At 43.2% G+C, this 14,010-nt stretch carries 13 protein-coding genes, 8 tRNA genes and 1 rRNA gene; 4 read left to right on the top strand and 18 right to left on the bottom strand.

What is annotated here, in order from left to right; genetic code table 11:
* Nucleotides 1-125: 125 nt before the first annotated feature.
* Nucleotides 126-950, bottom strand: a complete 825-nt coding sequence (locus tag CVD23_RS20385) for an SDR family oxidoreductase (RefSeq protein ID WP_101667009.1) — start codon at nt 948-950, stop codon at nt 126-128.
* Between the two features lie 44 nt (nt 951-994).
* A complete protein-coding gene (locus CVD23_RS20380) occupies nt 995-1,369 on the bottom strand; it encodes a MerR family transcriptional regulator (RefSeq protein ID WP_101667008.1) in 375 nt (124 codons plus the stop codon).
* 228 nt (nt 1,370-1,597) lie between these two features.
* On the opposite strand from CVD23_RS20380, the gene CVD23_RS22125 reads away from it, so the two are divergent.
* Nucleotides 1,598-1,924 carry a hypothetical protein gene (locus CVD23_RS22125; RefSeq protein WP_180955742.1) on the top strand — a complete coding sequence of 109 codons (327 nt, stop codon included), beginning with the start codon at nt 1,598-1,600 and terminating at the stop codon, nt 1,922-1,924.
* 805 nt (nt 1,925-2,729) lie between these two features.
* Here the strand turns inward: CVD23_RS22125 and glmS are convergent.
* The 6 genes from glmS to sigW all read right to left on the bottom strand — a co-directional run bounded on the left by glmS (nt 2,730) and on the right by sigW (nt 9,938).
* Nucleotides 2,730-4,532 carry a glutamine--fructose-6-phosphate transaminase (isomerizing) gene (glmS, locus tag CVD23_RS20370; RefSeq protein ID WP_101667007.1) on the bottom strand — a complete coding sequence of 601 codons (1,803 nt, stop codon included), beginning with the start codon at nt 4,530-4,532 and terminating at the stop codon, nt 2,730-2,732.
* A 478-nt stretch (nt 4,533-5,010) separates the two neighbouring features.
* Nucleotides 5,011-6,363, bottom strand: a complete 1,353-nt coding sequence (gene glmM, locus CVD23_RS20365; protein WP_101667006.1) for a phosphoglucosamine mutase — start codon at nt 6,361-6,363, stop codon at nt 5,011-5,013.
* A gap of 36 nt (nt 6,364-6,399) precedes the next feature.
* Entirely contained in the window at nt 6,400-7,680 is a 1,281-nt protein-coding gene (locus tag CVD23_RS20360; RefSeq protein ID WP_101667005.1) for a CdaR family protein, read from the bottom strand.
* Nucleotides 7,677-8,501, bottom strand: a complete 825-nt coding sequence (gene cdaA, locus CVD23_RS20355; protein WP_101667004.1) for a diadenylate cyclase CdaA — start codon at nt 8,499-8,501, stop codon at nt 7,677-7,679. Before cdaA ends, CVD23_RS20360 begins: the two co-directional genes overlap by 4 nt.
* Nucleotides 8,502-8,709: 208 nt before the next feature.
* Nucleotides 8,710-9,357 (bottom strand): anti-sigma factor family protein, encoded by a 648-nt coding sequence (locus CVD23_RS20350; RefSeq protein WP_101667003.1) that lies wholly within the window; start codon nt 9,355-9,357, stop codon nt 8,710-8,712.
* Nucleotides 9,358-9,374: 17 nt separating this feature from the next.
* Nucleotides 9,375-9,938 (bottom strand): RNA polymerase sigma factor SigW, encoded by a 564-nt coding sequence (gene sigW / locus CVD23_RS20345; RefSeq protein WP_101579088.1) that lies wholly within the window; start codon nt 9,936-9,938, stop codon nt 9,375-9,377.
* 181 nt (nt 9,939-10,119) lie between these two features.
* On the opposite strand from sigW, the gene CVD23_RS20340 reads away from it, so the two are divergent.
* Entirely contained in the window at nt 10,120-10,278 is a 159-nt protein-coding gene (locus CVD23_RS20340) for an aspartyl-phosphate phosphatase Spo0E family protein (protein WP_101579089.1), read from the top strand.
* Nucleotides 10,279-10,313: 35 nt separating this feature from the next.
* Here CVD23_RS20340 and rocF read toward each other — a convergent pair whose 3' ends face one another.
* Nucleotides 10,314-11,210, bottom strand: coding sequence for an arginase (gene rocF / locus CVD23_RS20335; RefSeq protein ID WP_101667002.1), 897 nt, complete (start codon nt 11,208-11,210; stop codon nt 10,314-10,316).
* A 198-nt stretch (nt 11,211-11,408) separates the two neighbouring features.
* Between rocF and CVD23_RS20330 the strand changes: the two genes are divergently transcribed.
* The gene (locus CVD23_RS20330) at nt 11,409-12,371 is read left to right on the top strand and encodes a D-2-hydroxyacid dehydrogenase (RefSeq protein WP_101667001.1); all 963 of its coding nucleotides are present in this window, start codon (nt 11,409-11,411) and stop codon (nt 12,369-12,371) included.
* Between the two features lie 22 nt (nt 12,372-12,393).
* A complete protein-coding gene (locus CVD23_RS20325; RefSeq protein ID WP_101667000.1) occupies nt 12,394-12,585 on the top strand; it encodes a cupin domain-containing protein in 192 nt (63 codons plus the stop codon).
* Between the two features lie 71 nt (nt 12,586-12,656).
* On the opposite strand, the gene CVD23_RS20320 is transcribed toward CVD23_RS20325, so the two are convergent.
* The 9 genes from CVD23_RS20320 to rrf form a co-directional block, all read right to left on the bottom strand.
* A tRNA-Lys gene (locus CVD23_RS20320) sits at nt 12,657-12,729 on the bottom strand.
* A gap of 2 nt (nt 12,730-12,731) precedes the next feature.
* Nucleotides 12,732-12,806 (bottom strand) — tRNA-Gln (locus CVD23_RS20315).
* Nucleotides 12,807-12,900: 94 nt separating this feature from the next.
* Nucleotides 12,901-12,985 (bottom strand) — tRNA-Tyr (locus tag CVD23_RS20310).
* Between the two features lie 17 nt (nt 12,986-13,002).
* A tRNA-Thr gene (locus CVD23_RS20305) sits at nt 13,003-13,078 on the bottom strand.
* A gap of 62 nt (nt 13,079-13,140) precedes the next feature.
* A tRNA-Val gene (locus tag CVD23_RS20300) sits at nt 13,141-13,216 on the bottom strand.
* A 12-nt stretch (nt 13,217-13,228) separates the two neighbouring features.
* Nucleotides 13,229-13,303 (bottom strand) — tRNA-Glu (locus CVD23_RS20295).
* Nucleotides 13,304-13,340: 37 nt separating this feature from the next.
* Nucleotides 13,341-13,413: transfer RNA gene (locus CVD23_RS20290), tRNA-Thr, on the bottom strand.
* Nucleotides 13,414-13,458: 45 nt separating this feature from the next.
* A tRNA-Asn gene (locus CVD23_RS20285) sits at nt 13,459-13,533 on the bottom strand.
* 161 nt (nt 13,534-13,694) lie between these two features.
* Nucleotides 13,695-13,810 (bottom strand): 5S ribosomal RNA (rrf, locus tag CVD23_RS20280).
* Nucleotides 13,811-14,010 lie beyond the last annotated feature (200 nt).

Here is a 14,010-nt window from a genome sequence, read left to right as displayed (position 1 = left end):
TGATTTTTATTCCATTTTTTCATCCTTGACTTTTTCATAGATTTTTTGTGCAACGCTAGTGAGTTAAATTATAGATTATCAAACTTTATTCAAAATCCACATTGGGGTTTAATGGAGCAGTTTTGCTACTCCATTATTAAAGAGAATTTTTGACCCATTTTCTTCATAAATTCTTCGTCACTTAATTCTTTTTTTTCTTTCAGGAGATACTTTTCAGCATCTTGACCGGCAGGGTATCTTAATTGATTTGACTCATCAGTAGCAGCAGTGTAGATTACTTTAGCAATGATTTCTGGAGAATTAGGTTCTTTGTACATTTTTCCGTATCCATCTTTAACAAGCTCTTCATAATGGCTGTAGTCTTGTAAATTTTTATCTCTTAGAAAGTCCATTGATCCTCTGGCAAAATCCGTTAATGTAGCCCCTGGTTCAACTACTTTTACTCGGATGTTAAAAGGCGCTAATTCAAAAGTTAAAGCTTCGCTAAACCCATTTACCGCAAATTTAGTGGCATGATAAAGCGAAAAAGAGGGAAAAGTTATCCTTCCACCTTGCGATGTAATATTAATAATCATTCCATTCCTTTTTGCTCGAAAATGTGGAAGGATTTCTTTTATGACACGCATAATTCCGAACACATTGACATCAAATTGTCTTTGGATTTGCTCCTCGGAAGCTGCTTCAAAAATTCCAAATGCACCATAACCAGCATTGTTTACTACAACATCAATATTGCCAAATGATTCAATACCCTGGGTTATAGCTTTTTCAATGGTTTCTTTATTCTGAACATCCAATTTTGTCACCAAGACATTTTCATACTGTGTTAGAATAGTTTCGTTCTCTGGGGCACGCATGGTTGCTACTACATTCCATCCCATATTTGCAAAAAGTATCGCTGCAGATTTTCCGATCCCCTTAGAAGCACCTGTAATTAATATGGTTTTCATATTTTCCTGCCTCCTTAATATAGGACATATTGGGAAAAAGTGACCTATTTGTCGCTTAGATGCCTTACATTATTAGAATAGAATTTAATCTTATAATCAATCATGGATTGATAGTTGGTTAGCTGGTCAATTTGAGAATTAATCCTTTCTTTTTGTTCCAAAAGAAGTTTAATACGTTCCTTAATTGTTTCGTCCCCTTGTATAGTGAGTTGTGCAAATCTTTTCATTTCTGCGATGGTCATTCCCGTGTCCCTAAGACAACATGCAAACTTCAGCCATTCAATATCTGCAGAATCATAAACACGTCTGCTGCTTTCGTTGCGCTTAACCGGAGGAAGGATTCCTTCCTTTTCATAAAAACGCAAAGTATGGATAGATAAACCAGTTTCTTCGGCAACTTGACCAATTGTATAGCTCAAACGCCCCCCCCCTTCAATAGTCACTGTTACAATAATTATCCTACAATCTAGAGTACACTATAGGTCAAGAGTTTAAATTCAAATGCGGTAAAATTTAAAGCTAAGCAAGAGAAACAAATTCAAGAGCGAATCTTGGCCTAAAAGGTCTACTTGCCATTCCTCCACCTGGTTGATATTAAATCGATGAAAGGTTTTGTTGGCTACAAGCACTAGTTGAGGTGTTTAACAGTGACTGAAGAATATGCATTTGACTCCGAAATGGCGGCGTTATACGAGAAGAACACTCGCATCTCGATTCCCACTTATGACGGATTGTTCGCCATGGTACAATCGTATTTCCGCATGCAGCTGGGCGATAAACCAGCAGCCTTGCTGGTGGCCGGCGCAGGCGGCGGAAATGAGATTTCCGCATGGGGGCCTTACAACCCGGCTATTGCCCTGTCTTTTAGTTCTTCCCCGCTTCCTCTTCCCCCTCACTCCCCTCAAACCTTTGCGGCTCTAAGCCTCTTCCCTATTCCCTCTTCCTTCCACCACTCTTTTTTCTATGCTTTATAGTTCTTCCCCAAAACCCCCATTCTTGTCCTCTTTTTTCCGTTTCGGGTTGTATCGAATATTCAGACAACGTTAAAAAGTTCTTCCATAATGGAGAGAAGAATTAACAAAAAGAAATGGAAAAAGTGAAAAAATACTACTGAAAAAGTATTGAAAAAGAACTGAAACCCTACGGGTTTATACAGTGAGGAAAACAACAGAATAGACACAAGGGAAATTGAGAGAGGATGACTGGAACCCTTATTGGACAAAGGATTGGAGGGGTGTTGAGCAAAAGAAAAAGGAGCAAAACCCTACTGGATCTGCCCCGAGTTTGTATTGATTTTTCATTGAAAAAACCGGTTGAATAACGATTGAATACATATTAGACTGCCCGCTGCTCTTTCCGCTTCCTTTGCCGTTTGGACTACCAACTATTTAACAGTAGGTACCGACTTTTTAGCGTGGGGAAGTGGAAAGTAACAGTGACATAATAACATTAATATAGCCAATCATCATTTACAAAAGGTCTGTAGTGCCCTTTGGTGTTTAAAGACAAAAAAGGCAGCTGATTAGCTGCCTTTTTCACTAGTTTATTAGATTCAGGCTTTTGTTTAAAATAATTCATGTTAGGCTTGAAGATAATTTTCGCGCTAATAATTAGCCAGGCATTATGTCACGCCTGAGTTGTCTAAGAACAAAGTATTTAGTTGTTGATAGGTACAACTTTATTGCGCAGGGTACAATTTTTATGTTTAAGGTACAACTTTATTGTATAGGATACGACTTTATTGTTGATTAACACATAATAAAGTATCTACCTGTTGTCTTACTCCACCGTAACACTCTTAGCCAAGTTACGTGGCTTGTCAACGTCGCATTCACGGTGCAGGGCAGCATAGTAAGCAATCAGCTGCAGTGGTATTACAGAGATAAGAGGTGTTAACAGGCTGTGCACTTCCGGGATGACGAAGCGGTCTTCGTCCATTTCGAGTCCCTTCATGGAGATGATGCACGGGTTGGCGCCGCGGGCGACGACCTCTTTGACGTTGCCACGGATGCTTAGGTTGACGATTTCCTGGGTTGCAAGGGCAATGACTGGTGTGCCGTTTTCGATCAGGGCGATCGTTCCGTGCTTCAGTTCACCGCCTGCAAAGCCTTCAGCTTGAATATAAGAGATTTCTTTTAGCTTTAGTGCCCCTTCAAGGCCTACGTAAAAATCGATACCGCGGCCGATAAAGAAGGCGTTGCGAGTTGTTGCTAAATACTCACGGGCGATTGCTTCAATTTCTTCTTTTGAATCACAAAGGACTTCGATTGCATTTGCCGCAATGCCGAGTTCATGAACAAGGTCGAAATCAAGATCAATACCGCGGCTCTTGCCAGTTACCTCAGCAAGGATAGCCAATACAGCTAACTGGGCAGTGTATGCTTTTGTAGAAGCGACCGCGATTTCCGGTCCGGCATGGAGCAGCAATGTGTAATCCGCTTCACGGGAAAGCGTTGAGCCTGGAACGTTTGTGATCGTTAGAGCTTTGTAGCCCATCTCTTTGATCTCGACAAGGACGGCACGGCTGTCCGCTGTTTCACCGCTCTGTGAGATGAAAATGAACAAAGGATTTGCAGATAGAAGCGGGATATTGTACCCGAACTCGCTGGAAATATGAACTTCAACTGGCACGTTGGCAATTTTTTCAATGAACTGCTTGCCAACAAGACCGGCATGGTAAGACGTTCCGGCAGCGATAATATAGATGCGGTCCGTTTCATTCATTGCATTGATGATCTCTGGATCAATTGTTAATGCACCTTGTTCGTTCTGGTACTTTTGCACAATCCTGCGGATCACAAGCGGCTGCTCATCAATTTCTTTGAGCATGTAGTGCGGATAGGTGCCTTTTTCAATATCACTGGCATCAAGCTCAGCTGTGAAAGGCGCACGCGTCATTACATCACCGCTTAGTGTCTCAATCATTACTTCGTCCTTTGTGACAATCACGATTTCTTTATCCATCAATTCGACAAATTGATTGGTTACTTGAAGCATCGCCATCGCATCGCTGGCTACAACGTTGAAGTCATCACCCAATCCTACTAAAAGCGGGCTCTTATTTTTCGCAACATAGATCGTTTCGTTGTCCTCTTCATCTAAAAGGGCTAATGCGTAAGATCCTTTTAAAAGCGAAAGCGTTTTGCGGAACGCTTCTTTTACAGTTAGTCCATCATTTATGAACAGTTCAATGATCTGGACAATCACTTCTGTATCAGTATCACTTTTCAAAGTAACTCCTTGCAAATATTCGCGCTTTAAGAGGTCATAGTTTTCGATCACGCCATTGTGCACAAGCGTGAAACGGCTTGACGCGCTTTGGTGTGGGTGAGCATTCAGCTGGCTTGGAACACCATGGGTTGCCCAGCGGGTATGTCCAATTCCTGTATGAGCTTGGACACTTTGATCAACAATGCTGCGCAAGTCGGCAACCCGGCCTTTTTCTTTAAAAACATGGACGCCGTTATCATTCATGATCGCGATTCCGGCTGAATCATAGCCTCTATACTCAAGCTTTTCTAAACCTCGTAATAAAATCTCTTTTGAATCATTATTTCCGATATAACCTACAATTCCACACATTTACTTCTGTTCCTCCCTGATTACAAGGGGGCAAGAAGGCTGGGAGCATACTTGCCCCCTTATCTCTGTTTTTTTATTGAAGTATGAGGTCAGACAACCTTTCCCCTGACCTTGCGTCTATTTGCATTCCCTTCCCTTTGTCCATTAAGTTGCCTTAATGATTTAAAGAAGGGATTTTCGGTTGTGCTATCAACCGGGAGGTATCCGCCGAAACTTCGATAAACCTCCTCCTCGTCAACTAATCCATTTCCGTTCGGATTAGTCCAGGCGCTTTTAGAAATCCGTTTTCCCCTGACTGCCCACCTTTCTTAAAAAATAATTTTTGTTTTCACAAAAACAGGATTATCATACCGCATGGCGGGATATCCGTCAACCGAAAACGAAAGGAAATTAGCGGCACGGATCAAATCGCTTCATATTCCTTATAAAAAAATATGCATAAGGGAGCTCTTTCGTTCCCCTATGCATATCCTTTGTCTTATTCTTCTTTTAAACCCATTTCCGCTCTGACCACTTCTGCAATCCGATCAACATACGCCTGGCAAAGCTCCTCTGTTGGCGCTTCTGCCATGACCCGTACGAGCGGCTCTGTTCCAGATGGGCGAACGAGGATGCGGCCATCACCATTCATTTCCGCTTCAACCTGGTCAATGACTTCCTTCACCTTCACATTTTCAGTTACATGGTGCTTGTCCGTTACGCGGATATTGACGAGCACCTGCGGGAATTTTTTCATTCCAGCCGCAAGCTCGGAAAGTGGCTTTTGCGTTACCTTCATAATGTTCACAAGCTGGAGTCCTGTTAAAAGTCCGTCACCAGTCGTGTTGTAATCAAGGAAAATAATATGGCCTGATTGTTCACCGCCAAGATTAAAGCCGTTCTTTTTCATTTCCTCGACCACATAACGGTCACCGACTGCGGTTGGTACACTCTTGATTCCAAGCGCCTCAAGCCCTTTGTAAAACCCAAGATTACTCATGACGGTCGAGACAACCGTTCCATGCTTCAATCGTCCTTCTTCTTTCATGTACTTTGCGCATATGTACATGATCTGATCACCGTCAACGATATTTCCGTTTTCATCAATCGCGATGAGCCGATCACCGTCTCCATCAAATGAAAGGCCAATATCCGCTCCCTTTTCCTTCAAAAAAGTGGCTAATGCTTCCGGATGGGTTGAGCCGACCCCTTCATTAATATTAAGGCCGTTCGGAGATGCGCCCATTGTGGACAAGTCCGCATCAAGATCGGCAAATAAATGGGTGGCTAGAGACGATGTCGCTCCGTGCGCACAGTCAAGCGCAATATGAATGCCGGAGAAATCCTCGTCAACCGATTGCTTTAAATATTGGAGGTATTTTTGCCCTCCTTCAAAATAGTCATTCACTTGGCCAAGGTCCGCACCGATTGGACGAGGAAGCTCATCTTCAGATAAGTCCATCAACTGCTCAATTTCGTTCTCCTGTTCATCGGAAAGCTTAAATCCATCCGGGCCAAAAAACTTAATGCCATTGTCAGCTACCGGGTTATGAGAGGCAGAGATCATCACTCCCGCCTGGGCTCCCTGGGCTTTCGTTAAATATGCCACTCCAGGAGTTGAAATCACGCCTAAACGCATGACTTCTGCCCCGATCGATAAAAGACCTGCTACGAGTGCGCCTTCGAGCATATGGCCGGAAATGCGAGTATCGCGTCCAATCAAGACCTTCGGGCGGTTCTTGTCTTTTGTTAGAACATATCCGCCGAAACGTCCCAATTTAAAAGCAAGCTCCGGTGTCAATTCACTATTTGCAACTCCGCGTACTCCATCCGTACCGAAATATTTACCCATTCAAAAATCTCTCCTTCATTGAATAATTACTGTTCTTTAAGCTTCCTTTTGAGAAATTGAAACGGTTGCTACAGCTTTACTCAGTTCCCATTTCACATTGTTTGGCCCATTGATCTGGATGTTCAGTTGATGCTCTCCTTCACCGAGGTTTGATGCATCTATAAATAAATTAAAATCTCCGGCTGTTAAGCGTGTAACTGCGTCTCTCGGGCCGATAACTGTCAAGTTTACTGCCGCCGATGCCGGATCTGAAAAGGCCATATTGTATTTTTCATTCAGACCCTGTGTCCTAATCGGAATATCCGGAAGGGTCCGTCTTTCTTCATTGTTTGCCTGCGGATCTGCCGGGGCGCTTGCCTCTTGTTTAGCAACAGTCACCCGGATCGCAGCTTCTACCGTTGCCGGTTTCACACTCGTGACCCCTTCTGAAATAATTACGGGCAAAGTCATCGTTGAATTGCTGCGGATTCCACTAACATCAACTTCAACCCTGACGTTTTCAGTATGATCGAGAATATTTGGGCTCGCAAAGATTCGGGCTTCATCTGTGTCAAGGGTAATTGATTGTATCGTGATCCCTTCAGGGGGCGTTCCCGTTTGCACAATATTAATAGGAACTGTTTTGCTTGTGCTGCGGACAGGTACCGTGACTTCAACAGCCTCCGGTTCAACGATGACATCCAGTTTATTTAGTTCACGGTCGAGCGCCCGGATGCTGGCCTTCTCTGTAATCGTCTGATCGATTGGACCCCTGGCATCAATCGTTGCTTTGACAAAGCTAATTCGATCAATCACGTCCTTGGCCCCGGTAATTTTCACTCGGTCCGGTTCGACTGTCGGCTGTTCGGAGATGTAACCTTCCTCAAGAAGCGATTGATTGAATTCCGCCTCTACTGGAAATTCTCTAGTAACCCGCTCTTGAACAGATACTTCTGCGTACGCAGGTTCAATCGTTACCTGAAGCTTGTCTGAAATATCACGAACGAGCAGCTCCACAGTCTGGGTGCCGATTTCGGCCTCTGATAAATCGACAAGCACTTCAAAGTTCTTCAGTGTGCGAGTTTGCTGGACGAGCTGTTTTGGGCCTTCAATCGTCACATTTACCGTTTCAGGGACACCTGATACCACCAGATTTTCTGTATCATAATAACTTTTAACGGGAATATCTTCAATCGTTTCGGTATTGTTTTCTCCTGGAACGTTTACCTCTGATCCGCCTTCATCTTCCGGAGTTGGGACAGAGGAAAATAGCAGAACCGCAAGGACGAGGGCCACCACTTTCATAAACCAATGATTTTCCATCAACTTATCAATCATTTTTTGTTTCCCCTCCAGTTCCAGCGCGCTGAAGAAGCTTGTTTTGTTTTATTATTGGATAGCAATCCATTTTCAAGCAGTTCACGGAATGTATCGCTCGTTAAATCACGGTGGAGATCGCCGTTTTTCGTTAACGATACATTTCCCGTTTCCTCTGAAACGACGACGGTAATGCTGTCGGTGACTTCACTGATTCCTAGAGCGGCCCGGTGCCGCGTTCCCAGTTCCTTTGAAATAAATGGGCTTTCCGATAACGGCAAGTAACAGGCTGCTGCTGCGACATTGTTTCTCTGGATGACCACAGCTCCGTCGTGCAGCGGCGTATTCGGGATAAAAATATTGATCAGTAATTCCGAAGAAACTTTTGCGTGGAGCGGAATGCCTGTTTCGATATAGTCGCCCATGCCGGTTTCTCTTTCAATGGAAATTAAAGCGCCGATGCGGCGTTTTGCCATATAATCTGTCGCTCGAATAATCGCCTCGACCATTTTTTCCTGCTCTTCCTCTTCAGGTATCCCGCTCTTCGCAAAAATCTTGCCTCGGCCAAGCTGCTCAAGGGCTCTTCTTAACTCGGGCTGAAAGATGATAATAATCGCCAGAAAACCCCATTCTATCACCTGCTGCATCAACCAGCTTAATGTATTTAAATGCAAGAAATCGCTGATAACCTTCCCAAGAAGAATAACAAAAATTCCATTTAATAATTGGACAGCTTTTGTTCCCCTCACGACATTGATCAGCTTGTAGATCACAAACCATACAAGAAGAATGTCCAGGGTATTTGCAAGCAGTTCTAATATCGGTATATCATAAAACGGCATGTAATTTCCCCCATTTATAGAATCTAAAAGCGGTAGCCGCTTATATTCATATGTAACTTTAATATTATAACACAAATTTTGATATGGTTGAATGTGAACAGGTATTCACGTTGAATAGACTTACTACGCTCTCTGAACATTGCTGTTTTGGCCCAACTACCTGCATATGGCTTATTTTGCCCTAAACACATACTGGCGAGAAATAAAATCAGCCGCTCTCCTCGAGCGGCTTCTTGTCTTCTCCGTCAAATACATTGACAGCTTCTTTTGCTGTTTTTTTAATATGATACCAAATCCAGTCGAACATTTCGTTCACTTCTTTTATTTCCCCCGAAACATGCCCGGCAGATGCGAGATAATTTTCGCCATTAATCACGGTTACATCGCCTTTCACTTCACCTTCGATTTTCACGTTGCCATTCTTGACTGTGACATCGCCTTCAACAACTTCTCCCTTGGGGACAATCACTGTATCACTTTCGACAATTAAGTTCGGCTGTTTCGAAACAGAAAATTGCTGATCCTCCTCGTTCCATGCAGAAACGACACCACCCATCATGAGGACAAGAAAGAGCGAAGCAGCAGTTAAGAGCGGATGGTGGCGAAACCAGCGCTGAATACCTACTTTTCGGTTTTCTTTCGGAAGTCTGCCCATCACATCGGCAGTAAAATTTAATGGCGCTTGAATATGTGAAGTGCTTTGCACTAAGGCAATCGCTTTTTTAAGTTCATGAAAGTGCGTCTGGCAATCGATGCAATCGTGGAGATGCTTTCTCAATTCCTGTTGATGTTCGGCTGAGATCTCATCATCTAAATATTCGTGCATGTATTCAATTATTTCTTCAGGACATTTCAAAGTTCTCACCCTTTCGACTAAACATGGCGCAATTGCTTTCGCAACGCTTCGCGCCCTCTATGGATTCTTGTTTTCACCGTTCCGAGCGGCATATCCAAAATTTCGCTGATTTCATTGAGCGACAATTCTTCTATATATTTTAGAACGATCACAGAACGGTATTTTTCCGGCAGTTTTGAAATCTCTCCCTGGATCATTTCCTGAAGCTCCATGCTTTCGAGGTCATCTTCAGGCAGGCTTGTATCGGCAGCAATTTGCGAATACATATTTAATCCATTTGTACCCGCTACTTCGGCATCCAAATAGTAATCCGGCTTTTTCTTGCGAATCCGGTCGATGCACAAATTCGTGGCAATGCGATACAGCCAGGTTGAAAATTTCCGATCTATTTTAAACGTATTAATATTAACATATGCTCTTATAAACGCTTCCTGTGCAATGTCTTCCGCTTCATGCCGGTTCCCGAGCATGCGGAAACAAAGTTGGAATACCTTGTCCTTGTATAGCTCAACAATTTCCCCAAAGGCATTTTGATCCCCTCTTAAAACCTGATTGATCCTGTTTTTTACAATTGTCTCCATTATGGTTTGCCTCCGCTCCAATGCGGCTATACGATATTACGAATCGATAGCGAAAAAGGTTTCACATTTTTCATAAGAATTTCTCACTCCTTAATACTAACAAAAATTTACCATGGTGTTTTAAAAACTTTAATTTGGGGTATAACAGAAGCAAGTATTTATTGAAAAGAGAGGTTTAGTCATGTGTCCCCATACGCTTCTAAGAGATATTGAATTCTGCAGGAAAGAGATGGTTGAGCTGGCTGCCCATTCTTCACTTTCAAATCGAAAAGTGCTGGAGGTCAGCACTAAATTGGATCGTCTATTAAATCGTTATTATATATTAACAGCGAAAAAATAAAACAGCAGGGCTTAAATCAGCCTGCTGTTTTATTGTTATAGCAATTTTTCACCAAATAATGATCCCATTAAAGCAACGGCGACCGTTGCGGTTTTATTTTTATCATCAAGAATTGGATTTACTTCTACAAATTCAGCCGAGGTGATGAGTTTGGCTTCCTCAAGCATCTCCATGGCAAGATGGCTCTCCCGGTAGCTAATTCCACCAATAACCGGTGTTCCGACACCTGGGGCATCCGCCGGGTCAAGCCCATCTAAATCGAGTGAGAGATGAACACCGTCTGTTCGGTCTTTTAAATAGGCGATCGCTTCCTCCATGATCCTTGTCATGCCGAGGCGGTCAATTTCGTGCATCGTATAAACTTTTATACCATTTGCCTTAATAAGGGCTCTTTCTCCTTCATCAAGCGATCTGGCTCCAATGATAACAATATTCTCCGCCTTGATTTTTGGACTGTAGCCGCCGATTTGAGTCAACATTTCATGCCCGATACCGAGACTGACAGCGAGAGGCATGCCATGAATATTGCCGGATGGCGAAGTTTCGCCGGTATTTAAATCTCCATGGGCATCATACCAAATCACACCGAGATTGTCATAATGTTTGGCAACACCGGCAAGCGTACCGATGGTGATACTATGATCTCCGCCAAGCACAAGTGGAAAGGATCCTGCTTCAATTACTTTATCGACCTCAGCAGCAAGCTTTTCGTTTTTTTCAGCTACTAATTCCAGATTTCTTAAATTCGTATCCGGCCTGATCACTACTTCCGGCCTGCCGACTGGAATATCACCTAAATCATCCACTTCAATATTTAAATTTTTCAGTTTTTCATTGATCCCCGCATACCTCATCGCACTTGGACCCATGTCCACACCACGTCTCATTTGCCCTAAATCCATCGGCATACCGATGATAGAAATTTTATTCATGCCGTTCCCTCCTGCATCCCCGTTTTTACTATATTTTAACCGCTTTCATAAAAATGACTCAACTCGACAAGATTGTGTATATATATGCGTTCGTGGATTAATGTCGAACTTGCGGAATTGCCATAATCTTTTCCTGCGATTGCCGGAAGAAAAATCTGTTAAAATGGTAGTAGAAAAACGTTGCAATGGGGTGGGTTCATGCAAAAAAGGAAACTGATTATAGTCCATGATATTGATAACAGATACCACCAGAAAATCATGAAACTGGTTCCTGAGTGGGAAGTGTTGATAGGAAAGGATTCTTCAGTTTGGAAGGATCATTTAAATGAAGCTGAAGTGATCGTCGGCTGGAAAAAAGAATTAACCGAGCATTGCCTAAAAGAACATACAAAGCTGCGTTGGGTGCAGACATGGAGTGCAGGCGTAAATTCGTTACCGTTAAAAGAACTGGAGTCCCAAAAAGTGATCGTAACGAGCGCCAACGGGGTGCACGCCTTTCCGATTTCAGAAACCATTTTTGCATTAATGCTTGGACTGACACGAAAGATTCACACTTATGTCCGAAATCAACTCTCAAAAACATGGCACCATTCCGGGTTAAGCCTTGAAATGCACGAGAAGACTGTCGGCATTATCGGTGTAGGCGCAATCGGCAAGGAAACAGCCAAAATTGCCAAGGCATTCGGCATGAAGGTAGTCGGCGTCCGCCACTCAGGGAATGATGAAGATTATGTCGATGAAATGTACACTCCCCGGGCATTAAACGCCGTTCTTCCAAGCTGTGACTATGTTGTTGTAACATTGCCGCTGACAAGCGAAACGCATCATCTATTTGGAGCGGAACAATTTCAAAAAATGAAGCCGTCTGCCTTTTTTATTAATATTGGCCGTGGTGAAATTGTTGATGAACCAGCACTCGTTCAAGCACTTCAAACTGGAGAAATCGCCGGTGCCGGTCTGGACGTATTTGAGACCGAACCGCTCGATAGCGACAGTCCGCTATGGGAGATGGAAAACGTGATGATTACCCCCCACACTTCCGGATCAACTGAACACTATACGAAGCGGGTAATCGAAGATATTTTCATTCCAAATTTACAAAACTATCTAAAAGGTGAAAACCCGGCGATTAATAAAGTTGATTTTACAAAAGGATATTAACTGTATCACTAAGAAATAGGCATTGATCAAATGTCTATTTCTCTACAACCATTGCAGCAAAATCAACGTCAAACTAATAAATGAAGTCCATATTCTAAAAGAGGGTGATTCAGTATTGTTTGAAGCAAATACCGAACACTGTTTTATCAATTTGAGCAATCACGAATGTCATTATTATTTTGTGATCGATTCTCATCAGGTTACATACCTGTAAGTCGAATCAATGCAATTAAAATAGAAAAAGGAATCCTGTAATGTTAACAGGATCCCTTTACTTTGATTTGATGAGCCATGAAGGACTCGAACCTTCGACCCTCTGATTAAAAGTCAGATGCTCTACCGACTGAGCTAATGGCTCTTTGGCTGGGCTAGCTGGATTCGAACCAACGCATGACGGAGTCAAAGTCCGTTGCCTTACCGCTTGGCTATAGCCCAATATTTTATAACCTTAAGTGTATCGCGCTAAAGATTCTGCAAAATAAAAAGGACAGTTTTGGATTGTCCATTTTTTGTATACTTGAAGTTGGAATGGTGGAGGGGGACGGATTCGAACCGCCGAACCCGGAGGGAGCGGATTTACAGTCCGCCGCGTTTAGCCACTTCGCTACCCCTCCACTAGTTTTAAAAAAAATGGTGCCGGCAAGAGGACTTGAACCCCCAACCTACTGATTACAAGTCAGTTGCTCTACCAATTGAGCTACACCGGCATATCTATTTAATTGTCCAATAGAAGTTATCATTACAGGCTGTCTATAAGCTGAAGACAATATGGTGGAGGATGACGGGCTCGAACCGCCGACCCTCTGCTTGTAAGGCAGATGCTCTCCCAGCTGAGCTAATCCTCCACAATAAAAATATGGTGACCCGTACGGGATTCGAACCCGTGTTACCGCCGTGAAAGGGCGGTGTCTTAACCGCTTGACCAACGGGCCCTTTTTTATGTCTATGTATTCTATCAATTTACTAGAGAGCTCCCAAGCGGGCTCGAACCGCTGACCTCTTCCTTACCATGGAAGTGCTCTACCTGCTGAGCTATGGAAGCATTTTTCCTGTAACTCACTCATGAGATCATTAGTCATTAAGAAAATGGCTCCGCAGGCAGGATTCGAACCTGCGACCGTTCGGTTAACAGCCGAATGCTCTACCACTGAGCTACTGCGGAATAATAATAAACAACCCTAAACATAGTTTTGTTTCGAATGTCCCCATCTCAGTAAGCTTAAGCAAGTAGCAGCTCGATGGGTACAACTCGGAGCCCAATCCAGCAGCTTTGCTCGTTGCTCTACCACTGAGCTACTGCGGAATAATAATATTAAAATAATCGCCCGGCGGCGTCCTACTCTCACAGGGGGAGACCCCCAACTACCATCGGCGCTGAGAAGCTTAACTTCCGTGTTCGGGATGGGAACGGGTGTGACCTTCTCGCTATCGCCACCAGACAAGTTCAAGACATATCCTATTATAATGTCTTTTTGGATTATTTCAAGAGAAAATTGAAACTTCGTTCTCTCAAAACTAGATAATCCAGAAGAAGTAAGTGTAAACACGAGAACACCATTTCAAATTGTGGTTAAGTCCTCGATCGATTAGTATCAGTCAGCTCCACATGTCGCCACGCTTCCACCTCTGACCTATCAAC

The organism is Bacillus sp. V33-4, assembly GCF_002860225.1.
Classification (GTDB): Bacteria; Bacillota; Bacilli; order Bacillales; family Cytobacillaceae; genus Bacillus_BJ; species Bacillus_BJ canaveralius.
This window is presented reverse-complemented; position numbering and strand designations above follow the sequence as displayed.

Bases quoted from the DNA above. Each gene is read 5' to 3' on its own strand.
- CVD23_RS20360 (WP_101667005.1), bottom strand. From the start codon at position 7,680: ATGATTGATAAGTTGATGGAAAATCATTGGTTTATGAAAGTGGTGGCC.
- glmS (WP_101667007.1), bottom strand. From the start codon at position 4,532: ATGTGTGGAATTGTAGGTTATATCGGAAATAATGATTCAAAAGAGATT.
- CVD23_RS20385 (WP_101667009.1), bottom strand. From the start codon at position 950: ATGAAAACCATATTAATTACAGGTGCTTCTAAGGGGATCGGAAAATCT.
- sigW (WP_101579088.1), bottom strand. From the start codon at position 9,938: ATGGAGACAATTGTAAAAAACAGGATCAATCAGGTTTTAAGAGGGGAT.
- rocF (WP_101667002.1), bottom strand. From the start codon at position 11,210: ATGAATAAAATTTCTATCATCGGTATGCCGATGGATTTAGGGCAAATG.
- cdaA (WP_101667004.1), bottom strand. From the start codon at position 8,501: ATGCCGTTTTATGATATACCGATATTAGAACTGCTTGCAAATACCCTG.
- glmM (WP_101667006.1), bottom strand. From the start codon at position 6,363: ATGGGTAAATATTTCGGTACGGATGGAGTACGCGGAGTTGCAAATAGT.
- CVD23_RS20340 (WP_101579089.1), top strand. From the start codon at position 10,120: ATGTGTCCCCATACGCTTCTAAGAGATATTGAATTCTGCAGGAAAGAG.
- CVD23_RS20330 (WP_101667001.1), top strand. From the start codon at position 11,409: ATGCAAAAAAGGAAACTGATTATAGTCCATGATATTGATAACAGATAC.